Here is a 20829-nt window from a genome sequence, read left to right on the forward strand (position 1 = left end):
GTGAATCGGGAACGGCAAGGTCAACGGTGTCCAACGACTGGGACCACGGGATAACATCCCGCGACCATGACCGTGAGCCGCCGGATCTGTGCCGGATACAGCCTTGGGTCGCTGGTCACCGGCTCGTTCGCGGCGGTGCCCGGCCTGTTGCTGCTGCCCTATCTCACCGACTCGCTCGCCGTGCCCGCCGCCGCGGCCGGGCTGATCGTCCTGCTGCCCAAGGCGTGGGACATGATCTTCAACCCGATTGCCGGGCGGATCAGCGACCGCCGTGGTCCGCGGCGGCCGTTGCTGCTGCAAGGCGGCCTCGTGTTCGGTGTCCTTTTCGCCGCGTTGTTCGCGTTGCCCGCCGGTGGCGGCGCGTACGTCGGTGTCGTGTTCCTGTTGTGTGCCACGGCGTACGCGTTCTTCCAGGTGCCGTACGTGGCCATGCTCGCCGAGATCACGACCGACTACGACCAGCGAACCAGGCTGATGACCTGGCGAATGGCCGTACTGGCTTTGGCGATCCTGCTGTCCGGTGCTGGCGCTCCGGCGATCAGGGACGCGACCGGCGGATATCAGACGATGGGTATCGCCGTCGGCGCGATGATCCTGTTCGGCGCGATCACGGTTTACCTGGGAACTCGTGGCGTGTCCGAGCAAACCCAGGTGGACACCGGGGCCGGTTTCAAGGCTCTGGTCGAGGCGGTTCGTGGGTCGCGGGAGTTCCGGCGACTTCTCGCCGCGTTCGTCATCCAGGCGACCGGCGTCAGCACGTTGCTGGCTGGCGTGGACTACATGTCCCGGGTCGTGTTGCGAGAGCGGCTGCTGACCGAGTTCCTTGGACGCCTTTACACGTCAGGGGTTGATGCCGGTCAGTGACCGGACTTCCATTTCCGCGTGCTTGCGCTCGTCACCCTTGTCACGGCTGATGATCGTGCCGATGAAGCCGAGGATGAACGAGACCGGGATGGACACGATCCCCGGGTTCTGCAAGGGGAAGAACGCGAAGTCCACCATCGGGAAGATGGACGTCGGACTGCCCGAGACGACCGGTGAGATCGCGACAAGCGCGAGACACGACACCAGCCCGCCGTACATGCCCCACAGGGTTCCGCTCGTGTTGAACCGTTTCCAGAACAGCGAGTAGAGCAAAGTGGACAGGTTGGCGGACGCGGCGAACGCGAAGGCCAAGCCCACGAGGAACGCCACATTCTGGCCGTTGGCAAGGATTCCGCCGATAATCGCCATCCCACCGACCACGACGGCGGTCAGCCGTGCGACGCGTACCTCTGTCCCTGGCTTGGCCCGGCCGCGCTTGAATATGTTGGAGTAAACGTCATGCGCGAACGAAGCCGACGCGGTCAACGTCAAACCCGCTACCACGGCAAGGATCGTGGCGAACGCGACCGCGGCAACGATGCCGAGCAGCAGCGTGCCACCGATCTCGTACGCCAGCAGCGGCGCCGCCGAGTTCTCCCCGCCTGTCGCGGCGAGAATCCGGTTTGACCCAACCAACGCGGACGCGCCGTATCCGACGATCAAAGTCGCCAGGTAGAACACGGTCATCGTGCCGATCGCCCAGATCACCGACCGGCGCGCCTGAACGGCGTTCGGCACGGTGTAGAAGCGCATCAGCACGTGCGGGAGGCCCGCCGCGCCGAGGACCAGGGCCAGCGCCAGCGAGATGAAGTTGAGCTTGCTGATGTTGTTCTGGCCGAACATCCCGCCGGGGTCGAGAATCCGCTCGCCCTTGGCGTTGTTGGCCGCGGCCGCTTCAAGCAGCGCGGAGATGTTGAAGCCGAACTTGCCCAGGATGAACACGGTCATCAGCGCGACACACAGCACCAGGATCGCGGCCTTGATGATCTGTACCCACGTTGTCCCGCGCATGCCGCCGACCAGCACGTACAGCATCATGACGACGCCGACGACGGTGATCACGATCGCCTGGCCCCTGCCGTCGTGCACGCCGAGCAGCAACGCCACGACGGTGCCCGCACCGGCCATCTGGGCGAGCATGTAGAAGAACGAGATCACGAGCGTGGACGTGGCCGCCGCGGCGCGGACCGGGCGAGCCCGCATCCGGTAGGAAAGCACGTCACCCATGGTGAACCGGCCGGTGTTGCGGACCAGCTCGGCGATCAGCAGCAGGTTGACCAGCCACGCCACCAGGAATCCGATGGAGTACAGGAATCCGTCGTAGCCGTGGATCGCGATCGCGCCCGCGATGCCGAGGAACGACGCGGCTGACAAGAAGTCGCCAGAAAGGGCGAGGCCGTTCTTGCCGCCGCCGAACGCTCCGCCAGCGGTGAAGTAGTCGTTCGCGGTCGCGTGCCTGCGGTTCACGTTCGCCACGATGACCAGCGTCACGAGGACGAACAAGGCGAACACGGTGATGTTGAGTACCGGGCTGCCAACGTCCGTACTCATGAATGTGCCTCCCGTAGAGCCGCGACCTTCGGATCGATGCGGCGCTTGGCGAAGCGCCGGTACCACAGGGTGATCAGCAGCGTGCTGACGAACTGCAGCACGCCGAGCACCAGGCCGACGTTGATGAAGCCGACCAGCCGGTGCGACATGAACTCGCCGAAGTACGCGGCGAGCACCACGAATCCGAGGTACCACCCGAAGAACAGCAGGGTCACCGGGAACACGAACCGGCGGACTCCGGATCGCAGTTCAGTGAATTCCTTACTGCGTTGAATGGCGACGAAGTCGGGCCCTTCCGGTACTTCTTTTTCTATCGAAGATGTGATTCTGCCAAAGCTGGCCGAAGCGGTTCGGCCGGACCAGTGCGTCATATGTACCTTCCCGGTACGCCAATCGGCGCGCGCCATACTAGCGACGCGATTCAGCTTGTCCAACGGGTAACCGGGCGGTCCGATCACTACATCGGCCGGGTGCGGGCGGTACCTGAGGGGCGACGCTCACACTTCCGGGTGAATCTTACGGTTCCGTAGCGTGTTCATGCCCTGAACAGGCCCGATGTCCCTCACAGGGGTGCGATTCGAGCGCTGTCGGTGGTCTTCGGCGGGCTTGAGCGTCCATCCAGGACCTTTGCCCTACGCGAAACTTCCCCCGATCGGGGCATAAAGCCGCTATTCACACATGCACGCTGTAGCGAATTGTCCACCCACCCCGATTGGACCATTGAATGATCATTCTCCTCATGTAGCATCTTGGCTCCGGCACTTCCTCATCGGGGTGCCGACACCCTGCGAAACCGTACGGTGCGAGTAATTGATCCCCGTCTTTGATGAGGCAATGCAGTAAGCGACTGCGCGCATTGGGAGTGTTTTGACAGTGACCAGCACAGGACGAGCACGCATGCTGCGCTGGCGGGATTGGAACCTGCGCACCAAGCTCGCCGCGGTCACCCTCGTCCCGCTGATCTTCGTCGTCGCGCTCGGCGCGGTGCAGATCCACGATCAGGTGGCGCGGGCTGACTCCTATCGCCGGGTCGACCGGCTGGTGGCACTGTCCGACCAGGTCGGCAAGACGATCGGCGGCCTGCAGCAGGAGCGGGCCGAGTCGGCACGGCTGCTGGTCACCAAGACCGGCCAGCCAGGTGCCGAGCTGCGGCAGGAATACCAGTCGACCGACGTGAACTGGGCCGCGATGAGCCGGGCGGCCGATGTGGTCCAGTTCGTCACGCCGGTCGCACAGGACGCGGCGCAGGAAGTCGCGGCCATGCTCGGCTCGCTCGGCTCGGTGCGTGAGCAGGTCGGCCAGGCGGCGCTCGACCCACGGTCGGCGCTGATCCAGTACACCGACCTGATCACCACGTTGCTCCGGTTCGACCGGGCGCTTGCCGGGGAGATCACCGACCCGGCGTTGTCGGGCACGGCGGCGGCACTGCACGACCTGCAGCTGGCCTCCGAGGAGGTCTACCTGCAGCAAGCTGTGGTCGCGACCGGGCTGGTCCGCGGCTCGTTGTCCGCTGTCGAGCTCAGCTCGCTGCGCGGGTCGCAGTCCCGGCTCGGTGCCAGGGTGGTCGACTTCCACGCGTCGGCCAACCAGGCGCAGCGCCAGGAGTTCAACAAGTCCGCGAGCGGCTCGGGGATCACGTCCCGTGCGCGACTGGTGAACCAGATCATCGAACAGCAGGAAGCCAGGCCGGGCCCGCTGACCATCGAGCCGTCCGACTGGCAGACAAGTTCCCAGCTCACGACGGGCGCGTTCGCTGCCGTCTCCAGCGTGCTCGCCCGAGGGCTGCGCGCTGAGTCGCTTCGCTTGCAGAACGCGGCAAGCGATGCCGCCGGGCTCGTATCGGTCGTGTTGTTCTCGGCGATGCTGCTCGCCGCGGCGGTCGTGGTCGTCGTGGGCCGTCAACTCGTTGGCTCGCTTCGGATTCTGCGGCGCAGTGCGTTGTCGGTCGCGGAACACAAGCTGCCTGAGGCAGTCGCCGGGCTACGGGCGGGTGCTTTGCTGCCGCCGTTGGTCGCGCCGGTTCCCGTGACCACAAAGGACGAACTCGGCCAAGTGGCCCGCGCGTTCGACGCCGTGCAGGACCAGGCGTTGCGGCTGGCCGCGGAACAGGCGCATCTGCGGGCGAGTTACGGCGACGTGTTCGTCAACCTTTCCCGGCGCAGCCAAGGTTTGGTGCAACGCCAGTTGCATCTGCTCGACCGGCTCGAGCGGGACGAGGAAGACCCGGACCAGTTGGCCACACTGTTCCAGTTGGACCATCTGGCCACCCGGATGCGCCGCAACAACGAGAACCTGATGGTGCTCTCGTCGGGAAGTGAGCTGGCTCGCCGTGCCGGATCGCCGGTCCAGCTGGCCGACTTGCTGCGTGCCGCGGTGTCGGAAATCGAACAGTACCAACGAGTTGTCGTGCAGCCGCCGCCGTCGCTGACAGTTGTCGGCTACGCGGGCCGTGACCTCGTCAGGCTCACAGCTGAGCTGCTTGACAACGCCACCGCGTTCTCCGCGCCGGAGACCAAGGTGACGATTGCCAGCAGGATCGCGGACGACGGCACCGTGTCGGTCGACGTCCTCGACAGCGGCATCGGCATGCGCGACGAGGAGATCGCCGAGGTGAACACCCGGCTGGCGGACGGCGGCCAGCTGGACGCGTCGGCATCGAGGCGAATGGGTCTCTTCGTCGTCGGCAGGCTCGCCAGCAGGCACAACGTCAAGGTCGAGCTGCACGGCGGCAAGGAAATCCAGGGCATCAGGGCGACCATGACGATCCCCGCCGACCTGCTGTCTCCCGGCGAGCACGAGGAACACCCGCCGGTCAAGCCGTACACCAACGGGCACAAGGTATCCACTTCGGACATCATGACCCAGCTGGCGACCGGCGCGGCGCCCGTGCACAAGTCGGTCGCCGACCCGGACGGGCCGGTCAAGGGCGACCTGTTCGCCACCGCGGAACAACCACCGGCGAGCACGGCGGAACAGTCGGCCGTGACCACCGGATGGTGGGAACCGATCAACCCGTCGCAGTTGCCTGCCGAGCGCGGAATCCACGAGACCACCCCGATTTTCGACGAGCTGATCTCGGCCTGGTTCACCGGGTCCGATCAGGACGAACCGGCGCCCGACACCCCGACCGAGACGTGGAAATTCGCCGCCGACAAGGGTTTCCAGACCGCGCAGGCGGTCACCGAGCCCCCGATGGGCACCACCAAAGCCGGTCTGCCGCAACGCGTCCCTCGGGAGAAGCTGGTGCCTGGCAGCGTCGCCGAGACCAAGCACGTGCCGGAGATCCGTGGCCCCAAGGAAGCAGAGGCACTGCGCGACCGGCTCGGCGGCCTGCAGAGCGGGCTCTCCCGCGCCCGCGACCACACCGACGCGGGCAAGCCACGGGTCTACACCCCAGCCGACAACGGCTTCAAAGCGGCCGAATCCGCCGCGAAGTCCCCCGAAGGTGTCACGTCCGCGGGCTTGCCGCAGCGCGTCCCCCGGGAGAAGCTCGTACCAGGGAGCATTGACTCGCCGCCGGGATTCGGCGAGGGCTTGGTGCGGGGTGAACGAGGGGCGCAGGAGGTTCGTGGCCGGCTGGATGAGCTTCAGCGCGGACTGAGTAACGGCAGGCGCAGCCTGGCCGGCAACCAGAACGGACAACAGGAGACGAGTCCATGACTTCGCCCCAATCCCAGCCGCACCAGTTCGGCTGGCTGGTCAACGACTTCGCCGAGCGGGTCGCAGGCGTTGCGCACGCGGTCGTGGTGTCCGCGGACGGACTGCTGCTGACCGCGTCGGCCCGGCTGCCGATCGACCGGGCAGACCAGCTCGCCGCGGTCTCGTCCGGCCTGGTCAGCCTGACTCACGGTGCGTCCCGGTGCTTCGAAGCAGGCCCGGTCAAGGAGACCGTCGTCGAGATGGAACGGGGAATCCTGCTGCTGATGTCGATCAGCGACGGGTCGTCCCTCGCCGTGCTCGCCGCGCCGTCCTGCGACATCGGGCAGATCGCGTACGAAATGACGATGCTGGTCGACCGCGTCGGCCAGATGCTCACCCCGGAGCTGCGCGCGGCCCTGCAGGGCGCACGGGGAATGACCGGGGCAGCGGTGTGAGGGTTCCATGACGATCCACGAGGACGCGCCACCAAGCCCGACCTTCGCCGACGTGTTGAACGAACTGACGTTCGGCCGCAAGGCGGGCGACGGGGCCGACGCCAAACCGACGCCGGAGCCCCGTGCGCCACTCGGTCCGCCACAACCGGTGCTGGTGGAGATGCCGGACGACGACCCGGCGATGGTCCGCCCGTACGCGATGACCGGCGGCCGGACGAAGGCGGACGGGGACCTGCGGGTCGAGGCGATGATCTCAACGACCCCGGCTGGGCTGGCCGAAGACGGGCTGACCGAGATCGAACACCGGTCCATCGCCCGGCTGTGCCGTGCGCCGAAGTCGGTGGCGGAGGTCTCCGCGGAACTGGACATGCCGTTGCAGGTAACCAAGATCGTGCTCGGGGACATGGTCGCGACCGGATTGGTCGTCGTCCACCGGACGACCGGCCTCTCCGGCGGTTCATCACATCTCGCGCTGATGGAAAGGGTTTTGGGTGGACTCCGCCGGCTATAGAACCGGGCAGCAAGCAATCGTGCCGACCATGACGTCGGTGAAGATCGTGGTAGCCGGTGGTTTCGGAGCCGGCAAGACGACCTTCGTCGGCTCGGTCTCCGAGATCATGCCGCTGACAACGGAAGCGGTGATGACCGAGGCCAGCATCGGGGTCGACGATTTGGGATCAACCCCGGACAAGAACACGACGACAGTGGCGATGGACTTCGGCCGCGTCTCGCTGGACACGGACCTGATCCTCTACCTGTTCGGAACCCCAGGGCAGCAACGGTTCTGGTTCATGTGGGACGACCTGGTCCGAGGCGCGATCGGGGCGGTGGTGCTCGCCGACACCCGCAGGCTCGCGGACTCCTTCTCCCCGGTGGACTTCTTCGAGGAGCGCGGCCTGCCGTACATCGTGGGCCTGAACTGCTTCGACGGCGAACTGCACCACAACGTCGACGACGTCCGCGAAGCCATGGCAATAGACCCAAGGGTGCCAATAGTCCGTTGCGACGCAAGGGACAGAGAATCAACAAAGCAAACCCTGATAACCCTGGTCGAATACTCAGTAGAGCGCTGGATAGCAGCCAACGGAGTCCCAGCCCACTAAGAGTCGTGTCCACCACTCCGACACACCGTGTCCACCGTTGCTGAAGAGCGTGTCCACCGTTCCCGCACAGTGTGTCCACCGTTCCGGCACACCTTGTGGACCATGGCACCACCATGAACCTTCCATCCGGCACCGCGAAGTTCCCCGCCGAGACCGGTCCAGGCATTTCGGTGTGCTGGAACGTGCATTTCACTGTGTCGGAATGGTGGACACGGTGTACCGGACGGATCGGGTCCAGCCGAACTCCCGACGCTTTGCCCTGCCGCCGGATTGTCACCTCGTGAGTGAATCGTCGGGTACTTACCCTCGATCCACTCACGAGGTGAACGATGAGATTCCTGCTGGCCTTCATCACGGTGGCCGGATTGCTCCTTGCCGTCCAGCAAAGCGGTGCCGACCCTGTTCACACTGGTCAAGTGGAAACCAACGCACACCCCAAGCCGGACGCGCGCAACGTCATCCTCGCGGTGCACGGCGGCGCGGGGAACGGGCTCGTCCGCAAGGACACCACGCCTGAAGTGGAGAAAGCCTATCGAGACGGGCTCACGGCGGCCTTGCGCGCAGGGGAGCAGGTGCTGCGTAACGGCGGCGCGAGCGTGGACGCCGTCGAGGCCGCGGTGAAGGTCCTTGAGGACAACGAGTTGTTCAACGCGGGCAAGGGCGCGGTCTTCACCGAGGACGCCGGGCACGAGCTCGATGCGTCGATCATGCGCGGTGCGGACCTGGCCGCAGGTGCGGTCGCGGGCGTGAAAAGCGTCAAGAACCCGATCTCCGCCGCGCGTCTGGTGATGGAAAAGTCCCCGCACGTGCTGCTCGCGGGTGAAGGCGCGGACGACTTCGCGGCTCGTAACGGCCTGAAGACCGTGACCCAGGACTACTACTGGACCCAGCGGCGCTGGGACCAGCTGATGAACGCCAAGAACCCGCAGGCCCCGAAGCACGCGGAATACAGCACGGTCGGCGCGGTCGCGGTCGACCAGACCCGCAACCTCGCCGCCGCCACGTCCACCGGCGGCCTGACCAACAAGATGATCGGCCGGGTCGGCGACTCGCCAATCATCGGCGCGGGCACGTACGCCAAGAACGACACGGCCGCGGTCAGCGCGACCGGCCAGGGTGAGGTCTTCATCCGTGGCGCGGCGGCGAGCACCATCTCCAACATGATCGAGTTCGGTCGCCGGAGCCTTGCCGAGGCCACGTTCGACGTGATCGTCAAGCGCCTGCCTGCCCTTGGCGGTACGGGCGGTGTGATCGCCCTTGACCGCCAAGGGACTTTCGACGCGCCGCACAGCACGCCAGGCATGCTGCACGCATACCTGACGGCCGACGGGAAGATCGTCACGAAGGTCTTCGTTGACGAGACCCCACCCAACTCGTGAGTGGTTAGGCGTGTTCTAACCCTACTAACCACTCACGAGGGGTGACCAGCGGTGGAAGGTGGATTCCAGTACACCTTCGCCTCGGGTCAACGACGGCAGCAGGCGTTCCAGCTCGTGCACGCGAGCCGCGGGAATGTCGCCTTCCAGGAGGTACGACGAATTCTCCGGTGTGGAACTGAGCGGGAACGCCCGCAGTCGGACCAACACCGGCTGCACTGTGGACAGTGTGTCGCCGGGGATTTCCAGCTGGTACCGATGCATCGGTTCGTGCACAACGGTTCCGGCTTGCTTGAGCGCGTTCGTCAAGACGAGCGCGGTCAGGTTCCGGAAATCCCCGGCGGTGCTGGACATCGACTTGTCGAACGTGCCGTGCGCGTGACTTTGCCGTGCCCAGTAACCGGAATGCGTCATGGTGACGGTGATGTCGGTGACCTCCCAGCCGTGCAGTCCGTGCCGCAACGTCTTGTGCACGCTTTCCTCCACGGCATTGAAGAACGCCGAAGGCATCGACCCGAGCTCGACCTCCAGCCGGAAGGTCACCCCGGTGCCTGGCTCGACCCGGAGGCCTACTGTTGCCAGATAGCGGTTCTCGCCCTCATCGATGATCTCGACGGCGGCACCTACGCCCGCCGGCCGTTCGATGCAGATCGTCGTGGTCTCCTCGAACGACACCGCGATGCCGTACTCGTTCAACAAAGTCGCCTGGATGACCTCTTTCTGCACCTCGCCGTACAACGAGATCACGCCGTCCTGCCGCAGGTTGATCAGCGGGTCCTGTTCGGCGAGCTGAGTCAACGCGAGGTACATCGCACCTCGCGAGGCCTGATTCCCCGGAACCACAACGGTTTCCAGGGTGGGCGGCGAGAAGTGGTGTTCGCTACGAGCGTGCTGCTCGCCGATCTGGTCGCCGATCCGGATGTCGTTGAGGCCCCAGAGCTTCGCGATCTGGCCAGCGGAAACCGCCGAGCTTGGTGAGGCTGGGCCACGATCGAACACGGTGATCGCCGTGATTTTCCCTTCCTGCGATCCGAAACGGACCCGGTCGCGGATCCGGAGAGTCCCGGAGAACATCCGGACGTAAGCGATCTTCTCGCCGCGCTCGCCACGTTCCACTTTGAACACAAGCCCGGATCCGGGCCCTTCCGATTCGCCTGCCGATGATGGCAGAAACGATGGCAGTGCGGCAATCAGCTCGGGAACACCGGCGCCAGTGATCGCGGATCCGAGGAACACCGGATGCACTCGTGCCTGCTTTGTCTGCGCGACAAGGGAAGCCCGCAGATGATCGGCGGTCAACGAACCGTCTACATAGGCGGCGAGCACGGATTCGTCCAGGTTGGACAGCAGATCCGTTGGATCGCCGCCAAGCGGGACCGCAGCTGGAGTCAGCCGCTCGGCTATCTCCGTGAGCAGGCTTTCGTGCCGCGCGCCCATCCGGTCGATCTTGTTCACGAAGATGAGCGTGGGAATGTTCAGCCGCTGCAACGCGCGCATCAGCACGCGGGTCTGCGCCTGCACACCCTCCACAGCGGAAATGACCAGGACGGCGCTGTCGAGCACGCTCAATGAGCGCTCGACCTCGGCGATGAAGTCCGGGTGGCCAGTGTATCGATCAGGTTGACGGTGACGTCGCCGATGACGAACGACACCACCGCGGATTTGATGGTGATCCCGCGCTGCCGCTCCAACGCCATGGAGTCGGTCTGGGTGTTGCCGTGATCGACCCTGCCGATCTCGTCGATCACGCCGCCGAGCTGCAACAAGCGCTCGGTCAGCGAGGTCTTACCGGCGTCGACGTGCGCGAGGATGCCCAAGTTGAGCGTGCGTGCCAAGCTTCATGTCCTTGCGAGAGGGGTGAATTCCTTCCGGGGTGGACATGCCAGCGAGTCGCACTACTGCTCTCCTTGATCGAACTTTCGCGTGGTGAAAGTGCAGCAGACCGGCGCTGAGCTGGGCAACCGATTTATGTGACGCGGGTCGCCAGCACGGACCCAGTGACCGGGTTACCCTCCGGTACAACCCGACGACAGGGAGGTCAGGATGCGTTCGCCGAAGGATTTCTTCCGGCCGTTGGCGCTCGGCGCGCCGCAGCCGGTGCGGGAGATCCCGTTCCGCCCTTCGCGTGCGCTGCACTTCTTCGACCCTGGCAACCCCAAGATGGCCGCGAAGGTCCCTGACCTGGTCACGCAGGTGGACGTGCTGGTCGGCAACCTCGAGGACGCGATCCCGGCCGACCGCAAGGAGGTGGCTCGCAACGGCCTCGTCGAGATCGGCGAGAACACCGATTTCGGCGATGCGCAGCTGTGGACCCGGATGAACAGCCTGGACTCGCCGTGGGCGCTTGACGACTTGCTGACGCTGGTCCCGGCGATCGGGCACAAGCTCGACGTGGTGATCGTGCCCAAGGTCGAGGGCGCGCAGGACATCCACTACGTCGACCGGCTGCTGGCGCAGCTTGAGGCCAAGGCCGGGCTGGATCGGCCGATCCTCGTGCACGCCATCGTCGAAACCGCGACCGGTGTGGCCAATGTGGAGGAAATCGCCGGCGCCTCCCCGCGTATGCAGGGCATTTCCCTCGGCCCTGCCGATCTCGCGGCCAGCAGGCGGATGAAGACCACCCGCGTTGGCGGCGGACACCCTGGCTACCTGGTCCGCACGGACCCGGTCGGCGAGGACATCACCGTCGGCAGGCAGACCTTCCAGCAGGATCTGTGGCACTACACCGTCGCCAGGATGGTGGATGCGTGCGCAGCGAACGGAATCCTGCCCTATTACGGGCCATTCGGGGACATTCGGGACACGGTCGGCTGCGAAGACCAGTTCCGCAACGCTTTCCTGCTGGGCTGCGTGGGTGCGTGGAGTCTGCACCCGGCGCAGATCAAGATCGCCAAGAAGGTCTTCTCGCCATCACCGGAAGACGTCGCCTGGGCACGTCGCGTGATCAGGGAGATGGGCGACGGTACTGGAACGGTCATGATCGACGGCAAGATGCAGGATGACGCTACGGTGAAGCAGTGCCGCGTGGTCGCTGAGCTGGCCGACCAGCTCGCCGCCCGCGACCCGGAGCTTGCCGAGGCGTACGCACTTGCCGAAAAGGACTGAGCCATGCGTCGATCCGTGCTTTACATGCCCGGCGCGAACGAGCGCGCGCTGGAGAAAGCCAAAACACTGCCAGCGGACGCGGTGATCCTGGATTTGGAGGACGCGGTCCACCCGGACTCCAAAGTGGAGGCACGCAAACGCGTCTGCGAAGCCGCCGCGTCCGGCGAGTACGGAAAGCGCGAAATCACTATTCGTGTCAACGGTTTCGGCACCCAATGGCATGCAGATGATCTGCGTGCGGCGGCCGAGGCTGGGCCGGACGCGGTCGTCGTCCCGAAGGTCAACTCGGCCGCTGAGGTCCACGCGATCGAGCGCGCACTGGAAAGCGGTGGCGCACCGGACAAGACGACGATCTGGGCAATGGTCGAGACGCCGATCGCGATGCTGCACGCCCATGACATCGCCAGCGCGAGCGACCGTTTGTCAGTGCTCGTGATGGGCACGAACGACCTGGCAAAGGAGTTGCGTGCGGACCACGTCCCCGGCTGCGCGCCGCTCCTCACTGGACTGTCGCTTTGTCTGCTCGCGGCCCGGGCGGCGGGCAAGGAGATCCTCGATGGCGTCTACAACGACGTGAAGGACATCGCAGGGTTCGAAGCAGAATGCTTGCAAGGCAAGCAGTTCGGGTTCGACGGCAAGACATTGATCCACCCTGGACAGATCGAGCCGTGTAACCGAGTCTGGTCGCCGACCCAGGAAGAGATCGACTACTCGCGCCGGGTGATCGAGGCCTTCGAGCAAGCGGGCCGTGGCGTGGTCACTGTGGACGGTCGTATGGTCGAGAACATGCACGTGGACAACGCCCGCAGGATCCTGGCAATAGCGGATCAGCTCACCATTCACTAAATCTCCAGAATCATTGCCCCGAACAGCCGCTTACACGAGCCACGCGCGTCAATACCCTCCTCTCATACCAAGGGGAGGGTGATCACTTGCTGCGCCGCGTTTGGCCAGTGCTTGTCATAGCTGGCATGCTCTCGACCGGTTGCGGTCTGCTCTCGGACAGAGCCGCCGCCTGCACCGAGAAGCTGGAATCGATGAGCAAGCAGTTCGCCGAGAGCGACCTGCTCGGGCTGACTCCGGCTGGTGCCAAGAACATCGACAAGTACGTGACCACGCCGTGCCAGGACGATGACCAGGTCGGCCGGATCGGCGTGAGCTTCGATTTCACGGGCGACGTACTGTCCTATTACGACAAGGAACTGACTGCCCGAGGCTGGGAACCACGCGGTGGCGGCCCGAGGTTCGAACCTGGCGAAGTGCTCGACGTTGGCCGCCCGCAACAGTGCTTTGAGGACACTCGGCAACCTGGTGTGGTGCTGAACGTGTTCGTCGGCGTACCGAAGAACTTCCTTGAATTCCAGTTGAATGACGCGGGGATGGCATGTGCGGAACTACTGAAGTAGCTGATCGAACCCGGCCTTGATCTGCTTGACGCTCATGCCGCTCTCCCGCTGGTAGACGAACTGCGCAGCGGCCAGCGGAGCCAGTAACGCGTCCGCGCGGAAGTGCGCGTCGATGCCTGGCTCGGCCTCGGCGACGAGCATGGCCAAATGGTTGTGGTGCAGCCGGTAAGCGCCGGTGGTGTATCGAACCAGCGGCGTCTCGGTCTCCGCGACCATCAGCAGTTTTCCTTCGTGCTCAAGGCGATCCACGAACGCGTGCAAGAACGCCCTGATCCGTTCCCTCGCGGAGGCACCTGGCCCCAGGGGCGGTGGGCCACTCATGAAAGCCGCTTGGAACTTCTTCTCGTTCTCTTCGAGCAACGCGTGTGCCAGTGCGCCGCGATCCGGGTAGCGGCGGTACACCGTGCCCACGCCAACTCCAGCCGCGGCGGCGACCTCGTCCAACGCCAGGCTTTCGACTCCGCGCGTGGCCACGAGCTGTGCCGCGGCCCGGAGGATCTTCTGCCGGTTGCGGGCGGCGTCGGCTCGCTCCTTCGGCTCAGACCCGGGCATCGGCAGCACGCCGGAAGCCTAACGTGCATGGCCCGCGCCAGTGGCGATCGCCGAGCCTCCGTCATCCCCGCTAGACAAACGGAAAAAATTCCAGTTAACTAAGTGGAAGAAATTCCACTTACATGGAGGGTGGCATGACGGTTCAACGGTTCGGTATCGACTCTGCTCAGGGCTGGGTCCAGCGGCTTGACCAGCAGATCTTTCTGGCAGACGTGCTCAATCAGGACAGTGGCGTGCAGATGAGCGTCGGTTTCGGTCGGTACGCCAAAGGGGAGAGCAACCCGTGGAAGGTGAGCTACGACGAGGTCCTGATCGTCACCAAGGGCAGCTTCACAGTGAACGGCCCGGACGGTGACGTGACGGCGGGTGTCGGCGAGGTGATCTACCTGTGTGCTGGGACTGACCTCGTCTACTCAGCTCCAGAAGACACCGAAATGGTCTACGTGACCTATCCGCATTGGCTTGCGGCGACTCAGGAATCCGCCGAGGCGGACCGGCTCAAGGAGTGGCATCCCGCCTAACAAGCGACTCGTACTGCAGGGAAAGCCCCTGCAGGAACGAATCAAGCGCTAGTTCGAACGAGCCTTGGTCAATCTCGTCGGCATGCTCGGCCAACCGATGCGCCTGGCTCAAGTTGGGGTAGCGGTCGTTGTAGACGCGAGCATCGTCCTCGAACCCGCGTGAGAACGAACCGATTGCCGCGCCAAGGACCAAGTACTTGGTCGAAGCACCGATCATGGTCGCCAGTTTCGGCGGCCAACCAGCCCGGACCAGCCCGCCATGCACGGCGTCTGCCACCCGCAGTGCCGAATCACGGCGAGCTGGTCCGCCTGCCAAGAACGGCACGATGTTCGGATGTGCGGCCAATGCCGCCCGGTATGACCTTGCCCACGTGCGAATGCCGGTCTGCCAGTCGGCCTTCGAGAAATCGCTGACGTCGACGCTGGCCATCATCTCGTCGCAGACGTCGTCGAGCAGCGCGTCCTTTGTCGGGAAATGGCTGTACAACGAGGGTGCTTGGACTCCGAGGTCGCTTGCCAGCTTGCGCATGGACAGCCCTGGCAGGCCGTCGCGGTCGATGATCTCCAGCGCGGCCGCCCTGATTCGATCCCGGCTCAGGATCGGCGTGCTCGGGCGTGGCATCGGTGTCCTTTCGGAGTTATGCTCCAACTATACCTAACGCTGTACGGTTTTCCGATGACCCGCTTGCGGGGTCGAGCATTGATGCGGAGGCGCGAAGATATGGCGGCACTGGACGGACGCGTAGCCCTGGTCACCGGGGCGGCTCGCGGCATCGGCGCGGCAGTCGCCGGTCGGCTCGCGGCGGACGGAGCTGCCGTGGCTGTCCTCGACCTCGACGAGGCGGCGGGTAAGGCGACCGTCGACGCGATCGAGGCCGCGGGCGGCCGGGCGATCGCCATCGGCGCGGACGTCACGAACGCCGAGCAGATCACCGCGGCGGCCGACCGGACCGCCGAGGAGTTCGGCTCGCTCGACATCCTGGTCAACAATGCCGGTGTCACCAGGGACAACCTGTTGTTCAAGCTGAGCGAGCAGGACTGGGACACGGTGATCGGCGTCCACCTCAAGGGCGCGTTCCTGGCGAGCAAGGCGGCGCAGAAACACATGGTCGCCAAGAAGTACGGCAAGATCGTCAGCTTGTCCAGTGTGTCCGCGCTCGGCACCCGCGGCCAGGCCAACTACTCGACGGCCAAGATGGGCCTGCAGGGATTCACCCGCACGCTCGCGATCGAGCTGGGCCCGTTCGGTATCAACGTCAACGCGGTCGCCCCCGGCTTCATCGTGACCGAGATGACCGGCATTCTGGCCGAACGCCTCGGCACCACACCGGACGAGCTCGCCGCGAAGTACGCCGACGTCACCCCGGTGCGCCGGGTCGGGCAGCCCACCGATGTCGCCGCGACCATCGCATTCCTCGTCAGCGACGAGTCTTCTTTCATCACCGGCCAGACCATCTATGTCGACGGCGGTCGTCGGCTCTAGGAGCAATCATGGTGGACTTCTCCCTCACCGAGGAGCAGCGCGAGGTCCGCGACTGGGTTCGGACGTTCGTGCGCAAGGAGATCATGCCCCTCGAACCCGAGGTGCTGCGCCGTGAACGCGCCGGCAAGCCAGGGCTCGAGCAGTCCGAGTTGCGTGAACTCCAGTTGAAGGCCAAGGAATCCGGCTTCTGGGGCGTCCTCACGCCTGAGGAGTACGGCGGGATGAACCTTGGCGCGGTCATGGCCGCGTTGCTGGAAGCCGAGCTCGGCCGGTCGTTCATCCAGTTCCGGTTCGGCGGCTCGGCGGACAACATTCTGTTCTACGGCAACGATGAGCAGAAGGAGACGTACCTCAAGCCGACGATCGCCGGCGACCGCAAGTCGTGCTTCGCGATCACCGAGCCAGGGGCGGGTTCCGACGCACGCGCGATCCGCGCCACCGCCCGCAGGGACGGTGACGACTGGATCATCAACGGCGAGAAGACGTTCATCACCGGCGGCAACGAAGCCGACTTCACCATGGTCTTCGCCATCACGGACAAGGAAAAAGGTGGTGTCACCTGCTTCCTCGTCGACCGGGAGATGGGCTGGAAGTCGCAGCCGATCGACACCATGGGCGAATGGGGCCCGGCCGCGCTGACGTTCGACAACGTCCGTGTCCCGCACCGCAACATCCTCGGCGAGGAAGGCCGCGGCTTCGAGCTGGCCATGCGCTGGATCGGCCAAGGCCGGTACCTGTTGCCAGCAAGGGCGATCGGCGCCTGCGAGCGTCTCCTTGAGATGGGCATCGAGTACGCCCGCACCCGCGAGACCTTCGGCCTGCCGATCGCCGAGCGTCAAGCGATCCAGTGGATGATCGCGGACTCCGCGGTGGAGATCGAAGCCCTGCGCTGGCTGGTGCTGCACGCGGCCTGGCAGGTCGACCAGAAGCTCGACTCCCGCCAGGCGCAGTCGATGGCCAAGCTTTACGGTGGCGTCAAAGCGAACGAGATCGTCGACCGGGTCCTGCAGATCCACGGCGGCATGGGCTACACGCGTGAACTCCCCGTCGAGCGTTGGTATCGCGAGCTCCGTCTACTGAGGATCTACGAGGGAACCGACGAGATCCAGCGCCGGACGATCGCCCGCAACCTCCTCAAAGGACACGCCTCGGTCAGTGGTGTCCTCGGCTAGATAAGGCAGCACATTGCGCATGGCCCGCGCGATGTACTCCTCCTTCTCGCCGACCGGAGCAACGTAGTGCACGGCTGCCTCAGCGGCCTTGAGGCTGACCAGCCGTGCGATGACCCACGTGGCCAGATAGTGCGAAGCGAGGCAACCGCCCGCGGTTGCCACGTTTCCCTTGGCGTAGAACGGTTGGTTCAACACCTCGACCCCGGCCGCGATGACCCACGGCTTGGTCGTGAGATCAGTGCACGCGGGAACGTCTTGCAGCAAGCCAAGTTTGGCGACGAGCAACGTTCCCGAGCACTGCGCGGCAAGCAGTTGCCGGGAAGGATCGAGGCCCCGCAACACATCCATGATCGCCGGATTCTCGACGACTTCACGCGTCTTGGCGCCGCTGCCCACGATGACGGCATCCGCCTGGCAAGCTTCTTCCAACGTGGCCGTCGACTCGATCACCACGCCGTTCATCGAACGAACCGTGGGCGTCGGACTGGCGATGGACACGCGCCAGCCAGGCCGCTTGACCCGGTTGAGGATGCCAAGGGCAATCAGCGAATCGAGCTCGTTGTACGCCTCGAAAGTCAGGATCGCGATGTGCATATCCGCAGCGTAGGGGCGTTGAGCATGACAGTCTAAAAATTGTCATGGATACAATCGGCCCATGCGGATCCCGAGGTACAAGCGTGTGGTCGACACACTCGCGGCATCGTTGGCACGTCAGCACATCGCAGTGTCCACAGCGGAGCCGTTCGCCACGACTCCGCACGTGCCGCAAGCCCTACGGCTGGCCCTCGGGTCGATCCCGCTGCCTGAGCTTCGACGGACGTTGACTGACGTTATGCGGGTTGCGGAGGTGGATGGTCTGTCGTGAGTGGTTAGTAGGGTTAGAACACGCATAACCACTCACGACCTAGTTCTTGAGCAGCAGGCGAACCGTGAGCTCCAGCCGGGTTGCGACGTCTGTGGCCGATGCCCGCCTGGTCACCCAGGCGACCAAATTGGACAGCCAGACGTCACCGACGACCCTGGCGATCGCCTTGTCCTCGTCGGTGGGTTCGCCTTCGTGCATCGCTCGGGTGAACATCCGCTCCATCAGCTTGCCGACGTGGTCGACTTCGGCGGCCGCTGAGGTGTCCGCGAACATGAAGGCCCGGGTCATCGCCTCGGTCAGGTGGGGCTCGCGCTGCATCGCGCGGGTCACCCGGCCGAGGACGAAAAGGACTCGGTCGTACTGGGTTTCGCCAGGGACCGTTCCCTTCTCGATGCGTTCCTGGTTACGTTCGAACTCACGCGCCAGGCCAGACACGAGTAGGTGGATTTTCGAAGGGAAGTAGCGGTACAGCGTGCCGAGGGCGACCTCAGCGCGTTCCGCGACGGCACGCATCTGGACCGCGTCGTACCCGCCCTTGGTGGCGAGCGCGATGGTCGCGTCCAGGATGCGCTTGCGCCGGTCGCGCTGCGCTGCTGAGCCGAGCTCGTCATCGCCGAGGGCGCTGATGGCACCGGAAGGCGTGGCTGTCATCGATGGGTCCCCTTGCTGAAACCTGTTCCACTTCGGGTAGCAGTGTACCTCGCGCGAGATGATCGTACTGACTCGCAGGGTTGAGTTCAGAACTGAAACACGTTCTATAATGACGGAGTGTCTATCACCGACGAGCAGCGGGCCATCGGCGAGTCGATCACCGCATGGGCCGCCGGTGCTGGCATCGTGCCGACCGTCAGGCGGGCGGAGGGTGCCAGGCACTGGCGCGAGCACTGGGCGGATCTCGCCCATTTCGGGCTGTTCGAGATGGTCGACGGCACGGTCTCGGACGTGGCGGTAGCACTTGAACACGCCGCGAAGGCGTTGGTACCAGGCCCGATCCTGCCGACGGTACTCGCCGGATTGTTACTCGCCCGTACGCCGGAGTCCCCGGCTGCCAAGGAACTCCTGCCGGGACTGATCGAGGGCGGCATACCGGTCGCGCTAGGCCTCGGTGGGCCCATCATCGGTCACGCACCGTATTTGCTGACCCGGTTGGACGGTGCCTGGGCGCTGGCCGAAGCCGAGCTCACAGAGCGGGACGCCCTTGACTCCTCCAGGCCCCTGGCTGAGCTTGGCACTCTCGAAAACGTCCACATCCTGGACGTTGAGGGGGTCGAGGACCTGGCGGTCACGCTGGCCGCGGCGGAGGCTGTCGGCGTTGCGGGCTGGTGTCTGCACACGGCCGTCGAGTACGCGAAAGTCCGTGAACAGTTCGGCAAGCCGATCGGGTCGTTCCAGGCCGTGAAACACCTGTGTGCGGGCATGTTGTGCCGGGTCGAAGAGGCGCGGGCGGCGTGGGATGCCGCACGGGCAGCCGATGAAGCAGCAGTTGAACACCCCTTGGCTGCGGCGGTCGCGGGTGCGGTCGCACTGGAAGCCGCCGTGGAAACAGCCAAGGACTGCGTCCAAGTTCTTGGCGGCATCGGGTTTACCTGGGAACACGACGCCCACCTCTACCTGCGCCGGGCCTTGGCCCTGCGGGCTTTGTTCGGTGGCACGGCCTACTGGCGCAAGCGGGTCGCCGAGCTCGCTCGAAGCGGTGCGAGGCGCCAGGTTCGTGCCGTGTCCGAACCGGACGATCAGACCAAGCGATTGGTCGACGAGGTCGCCCGGCTGCCACAGGCGCAGCAACGGGCCAAACTGGCCGAAACCGGCCTGCTGGTCCCGGAATGGCCAAAGCCCTACGGCCTCGACGCTGATGCCGAGCAGCAGCTGATGATCGCGGACGAACTGCGTCGCAGGAGTGTGCCCCGGCCTGACCTGGTGATCGGCGCGTGGGCGGCACCGACGATCCTCCAGCACGGCACCGCCGAGCAGCGGGAACGCTTTGTCTGGCCGACACTGCGCGGCGACATCTTCTGGTGCCAGCTGTTCTCCGAACCTGAAGCAGGTTCGGATTTGGCGTCGCTGCGGACCCGTGCGGTGAAAGAGGAAGGCGGCTACCGGCTGCACGGCCAGAAGGTGTGGACCTCGCGGGCGACCGAGGCGGACTGGGCCATCTGCCTCGCCCGTACCGACTCGGATGTACCCAAACACAAGGGCATTACGTATTTCCTTGTCGATATGCGGTCCGAAGGCCTGACGATCCGGCCGTTGCGGGAGATCACCGGCGACGCCATGTTCAACGAGGTCTTCCTTGACGGCGTGTTCGTGCCCGACGACTGCGTGGTCGGCCAACCAGGCGACGGGTGGAAGCTGACCAGGACGACTTTGGCCAACGAGCGAGTCGCGATGGGCGGAGCATCGTCTTTCGGCGCCGAAGTCGAGCACTTGTTGTCGAAAGCCGCCGACGCCGATCCGGAGAAGCTCGGTGCTTTGGTCGCCGGTGGCCTGGTGGTTTCGTTGATGGACCAGTTCGGGATCGACCCGAGCATCCGCAAGCTGGTTGGTGTCCGGCATCGGCAGGACGTGGCCGAGGCCGTGCTCGATCTGCACGGCGCCGAAGGCGCGTTGGCCGACGTCGCGGGCGATGCCATCCATACCTTCCTCAAGACCCGGTGCCTGAGCATCGCCGGTGGCACCACACAGATCCTGTCGACCCTTGCCGCGGAACGAGTTCTTGGCCTGCCAAGGACCTAGGAGG

20 protein-coding genes and 1 pseudogene are annotated in these 20829 nt (G+C 65.1%); 14 read left to right on the top strand and 7 right to left on the bottom strand.

Annotated elements, in window-relative coordinates; translation table 11 throughout:
* The first annotated feature begins 66 nt into the window (after positions 1-66).
* On the top strand, positions 67-864 hold the full coding sequence (locus tag LWC34_RS00295; protein ID WP_233722366.1) for an MFS transporter: 798 nt from the start codon (positions 67-69) through the stop codon (positions 862-864).
* Here the strand turns inward: LWC34_RS00295 and LWC34_RS00300 are convergent.
* Together LWC34_RS00300 and LWC34_RS56550 are read right to left on the bottom strand one after the other, a co-directional pair.
* Positions 841-2415: a monocarboxylic acid transporter gene (locus LWC34_RS00300; protein ID WP_233722367.1), complete on the bottom strand. Its 1575-nt coding sequence runs from the start codon at positions 2413-2415 to the stop codon at positions 841-843. The two genes, LWC34_RS00295 and LWC34_RS00300, sit on opposite strands and share 24 nt — an antisense overlap.
* Positions 2412-2822, bottom strand: coding sequence for a DUF485 domain-containing protein (locus LWC34_RS56550; RefSeq protein ID WP_308199942.1), 411 nt, complete (start codon positions 2820-2822; stop codon positions 2412-2414). The genes LWC34_RS00300 and LWC34_RS56550 overlap by 4 nt, the downstream gene beginning before the upstream one ends.
* 466 nt (positions 2823-3288) lie before the next feature.
* Here LWC34_RS56550 and LWC34_RS00310 point away from each other — a divergent pair, with 466 nt between their 5' ends.
* The 5 genes from LWC34_RS00310 (at position 3289) to LWC34_RS00330 (ending at position 8991) form a co-directional block, all read left to right on the top strand.
* Positions 3289-6075, top strand: coding sequence for a sensor histidine kinase (locus LWC34_RS00310; RefSeq protein ID WP_233722369.1), 2787 nt, complete (start codon positions 3289-3291; stop codon positions 6073-6075).
* The gene (locus LWC34_RS00315) at positions 6072-6509 is read left to right on the top strand and encodes a roadblock/LC7 domain-containing protein (protein ID WP_233722370.1); all 438 of its coding nucleotides are present in this window, start codon (positions 6072-6074) and stop codon (positions 6507-6509) included. Before LWC34_RS00310 ends, LWC34_RS00315 begins: the two co-directional genes overlap by 4 nt.
* A gap of 7 nt (positions 6510-6516) precedes the next feature.
* Positions 6517-7020 (top strand): DUF742 domain-containing protein, encoded by a 504-nt coding sequence (locus LWC34_RS00320; RefSeq protein ID WP_233722371.1) that lies wholly within the window; start codon positions 6517-6519, stop codon positions 7018-7020.
* 28 nt (positions 7021-7048) lie between these two features.
* Positions 7049-7612: a GTP-binding protein gene (locus LWC34_RS00325; RefSeq protein WP_233722372.1), complete on the top strand. Its 564-nt coding sequence runs from the start codon at positions 7049-7051 to the stop codon at positions 7610-7612.
* 329 nt (positions 7613-7941) lie between these two features.
* Positions 7942-8991: an isoaspartyl peptidase/L-asparaginase family protein gene (locus tag LWC34_RS00330; RefSeq protein WP_233722373.1), complete on the top strand. Its 1050-nt coding sequence runs from the start codon at positions 7942-7944 to the stop codon at positions 8989-8991.
* A 24-nt stretch (positions 8992-9015) separates the two neighbouring features.
* Here the strand turns inward: LWC34_RS00330 and LWC34_RS00335 are convergent.
* Positions 9016-10823: pseudogene (locus LWC34_RS00335) on the bottom strand (GTP-binding protein).
* A 208-nt stretch (positions 10824-11031) separates the two neighbouring features.
* On the opposite strand from LWC34_RS00335, the gene LWC34_RS00340 reads away from it, so the two are divergent.
* From LWC34_RS00340 to LWC34_RS00350, 3 genes are all read left to right on the top strand, one after another.
* Entirely contained in the window at positions 11032-12093 is a 1062-nt protein-coding gene (locus LWC34_RS00340; protein WP_233722374.1) for an HpcH/HpaI aldolase/citrate lyase family protein, read from the top strand.
* A 3-nt stretch (positions 12094-12096) separates the two neighbouring features.
* Positions 12097-12939 carry an HpcH/HpaI aldolase/citrate lyase family protein gene (locus LWC34_RS00345; protein ID WP_233722375.1) on the top strand — a complete coding sequence of 281 codons (843 nt, stop codon included), beginning with the start codon at positions 12097-12099 and terminating at the stop codon, positions 12937-12939.
* A 125-nt stretch (positions 12940-13064) separates the two neighbouring features.
* Positions 13065-13499 (top strand): hypothetical protein, encoded by a 435-nt coding sequence (locus LWC34_RS00350; RefSeq protein WP_233722376.1) that lies wholly within the window; start codon positions 13065-13067, stop codon positions 13497-13499.
* On the opposite strand, the gene LWC34_RS00355 is transcribed toward LWC34_RS00350, so the two are convergent.
* Positions 13488-14051 (bottom strand): TetR/AcrR family transcriptional regulator, encoded by a 564-nt coding sequence (locus LWC34_RS00355; RefSeq protein WP_235728848.1) that lies wholly within the window; start codon positions 14049-14051, stop codon positions 13488-13490. The genes LWC34_RS00350 and LWC34_RS00355 overlap by 12 nt on opposite strands.
* A gap of 134 nt (positions 14052-14185) precedes the next feature.
* Between LWC34_RS00355 and LWC34_RS00360 the strand changes: the two genes are divergently transcribed.
* Entirely contained in the window at positions 14186-14572 is a 387-nt protein-coding gene (locus LWC34_RS00360) for a EutQ-related cupin domain-containing protein (RefSeq protein ID WP_233722378.1), read from the top strand.
* Here LWC34_RS00360 and LWC34_RS00365 read toward each other — a convergent pair.
* Positions 14550-15194, bottom strand: a complete 645-nt coding sequence (locus LWC34_RS00365) for a TetR/AcrR family transcriptional regulator (protein ID WP_233722379.1) — start codon at positions 15192-15194, stop codon at positions 14550-14552. The genes LWC34_RS00360 and LWC34_RS00365 overlap by 23 nt on opposite strands.
* 99 nt (positions 15195-15293) lie before the next feature.
* On the opposite strand from LWC34_RS00365, the gene fabG reads away from it, so the two are divergent.
* Together fabG and LWC34_RS00375 are read left to right on the top strand one after the other, a co-directional pair.
* The gene (fabG, locus tag LWC34_RS00370; protein ID WP_233726332.1) at positions 15294-16055 is read left to right on the top strand and encodes a 3-oxoacyl-ACP reductase FabG; all 762 of its coding nucleotides are present in this window, start codon (positions 15294-15296) and stop codon (positions 16053-16055) included.
* Positions 16056-16066: 11 nt separating this feature from the next.
* Positions 16067-17227 carry an acyl-CoA dehydrogenase family protein gene (locus LWC34_RS00375; protein ID WP_233726333.1) on the top strand — a complete coding sequence of 387 codons (1161 nt, stop codon included), beginning with the start codon at positions 16067-16069 and terminating at the stop codon, positions 17225-17227.
* Here LWC34_RS00375 and LWC34_RS00380 read toward each other — a convergent pair.
* A complete protein-coding gene (locus LWC34_RS00380) occupies positions 17129-17821 on the bottom strand; it encodes a DJ-1/PfpI family protein (protein WP_233722380.1) in 693 nt (230 codons plus the stop codon). The genes LWC34_RS00375 and LWC34_RS00380 overlap by 99 nt on opposite strands.
* Before the next feature lie 61 nt (positions 17822-17882).
* On the opposite strand from LWC34_RS00380, the gene LWC34_RS00385 reads away from it, so the two are divergent.
* Entirely contained in the window at positions 17883-18092 is a 210-nt protein-coding gene (locus LWC34_RS00385) for a hypothetical protein (protein WP_233722381.1), read from the top strand.
* A gap of 39 nt (positions 18093-18131) precedes the next feature.
* Here LWC34_RS00385 and kstR read toward each other — a convergent pair whose 3' ends face one another.
* Positions 18132-18743 carry a cholesterol catabolism transcriptional regulator KstR gene (gene kstR, locus LWC34_RS00390; RefSeq protein ID WP_233722382.1) on the bottom strand — a complete coding sequence of 204 codons (612 nt, stop codon included), beginning with the start codon at positions 18741-18743 and terminating at the stop codon, positions 18132-18134.
* Between the two features lie 117 nt (positions 18744-18860).
* On the opposite strand from kstR, the gene LWC34_RS00395 reads away from it, so the two are divergent.
* Positions 18861-20825, top strand: coding sequence for an acyl-CoA dehydrogenase family protein (locus LWC34_RS00395; RefSeq protein ID WP_233722383.1), 1965 nt, complete (start codon positions 18861-18863; stop codon positions 20823-20825).
* Positions 20826-20829 lie beyond the last annotated feature (4 nt).

Origin of the sequence: Kibdelosporangium philippinense, assembly GCF_021390435.2 — a bacterium.
In the GTDB taxonomy this organism is placed as follows: Bacteria; Actinomycetota; Actinomycetes; order Mycobacteriales; family Pseudonocardiaceae; genus Kibdelosporangium; species Kibdelosporangium philippinense.

What these genes read in the sequence shown, in the direction of transcription:
- fabG (WP_233726332.1), top strand. Translation starts at nt 15,294, where the DNA reads ATGGCGGCACTGGACGGACGCGTAGCCCTGGTCACCGGGGCGGCTCGC.
- LWC34_RS00345 (WP_233722375.1), top strand. Translation starts at nt 12,097, where the DNA reads ATGCGTCGATCCGTGCTTTACATGCCCGGCGCGAACGAGCGCGCGCTG.
- LWC34_RS56550 (WP_308199942.1), bottom strand. Translation starts at nt 2,822, where the DNA reads ATGGCGCGCGCCGATTGGCGTACCGGGAAGGTACATATGACGCACTGG.
- LWC34_RS00320 (WP_233722371.1), top strand. Translation starts at nt 6,517, where the DNA reads ATGACGATCCACGAGGACGCGCCACCAAGCCCGACCTTCGCCGACGTG.
- LWC34_RS00360 (WP_233722378.1), top strand. Translation starts at nt 14,186, where the DNA reads ATGACGGTTCAACGGTTCGGTATCGACTCTGCTCAGGGCTGGGTCCAG.
- LWC34_RS00385 (WP_233722381.1), top strand. Translation starts at nt 17,883, where the DNA reads ATGCGGATCCCGAGGTACAAGCGTGTGGTCGACACACTCGCGGCATCG.
- LWC34_RS00355 (WP_235728848.1), bottom strand. Translation starts at nt 14,051, where the DNA reads ATGCCCGGGTCTGAGCCGAAGGAGCGAGCCGACGCCGCCCGCAACCGG.
- LWC34_RS00365 (WP_233722379.1), bottom strand. Translation starts at nt 15,194, where the DNA reads ATGCCACGCCCGAGCACGCCGATCCTGAGCCGGGATCGAATCAGGGCG.
- LWC34_RS00315 (WP_233722370.1), top strand. Translation starts at nt 6,072, where the DNA reads ATGACTTCGCCCCAATCCCAGCCGCACCAGTTCGGCTGGCTGGTCAAC.
- LWC34_RS00350 (WP_233722376.1), top strand. Translation starts at nt 13,065, where the DNA reads ATGCTCTCGACCGGTTGCGGTCTGCTCTCGGACAGAGCCGCCGCCTGC.
- kstR (WP_233722382.1), bottom strand. Translation starts at nt 18,743, where the DNA reads ATGACAGCCACGCCTTCCGGTGCCATCAGCGCCCTCGGCGATGACGAG.
- LWC34_RS00295 (WP_233722366.1), top strand. Translation starts at nt 67, where the DNA reads ATGACCGTGAGCCGCCGGATCTGTGCCGGATACAGCCTTGGGTCGCTG.
- LWC34_RS00325 (WP_233722372.1), top strand. Translation starts at nt 7,049, where the DNA reads ATGACGTCGGTGAAGATCGTGGTAGCCGGTGGTTTCGGAGCCGGCAAG.
- LWC34_RS00330 (WP_233722373.1), top strand. Translation starts at nt 7,942, where the DNA reads ATGAGATTCCTGCTGGCCTTCATCACGGTGGCCGGATTGCTCCTTGCC.
- LWC34_RS00340 (WP_233722374.1), top strand. Translation starts at nt 11,032, where the DNA reads ATGCGTTCGCCGAAGGATTTCTTCCGGCCGTTGGCGCTCGGCGCGCCG.
- LWC34_RS00300 (WP_233722367.1), bottom strand. Translation starts at nt 2,415, where the DNA reads ATGAGTACGGACGTTGGCAGCCCGGTACTCAACATCACCGTGTTCGCC.
- LWC34_RS00380 (WP_233722380.1), bottom strand. Translation starts at nt 17,821, where the DNA reads ATGCACATCGCGATCCTGACTTTCGAGGCGTACAACGAGCTCGATTCG.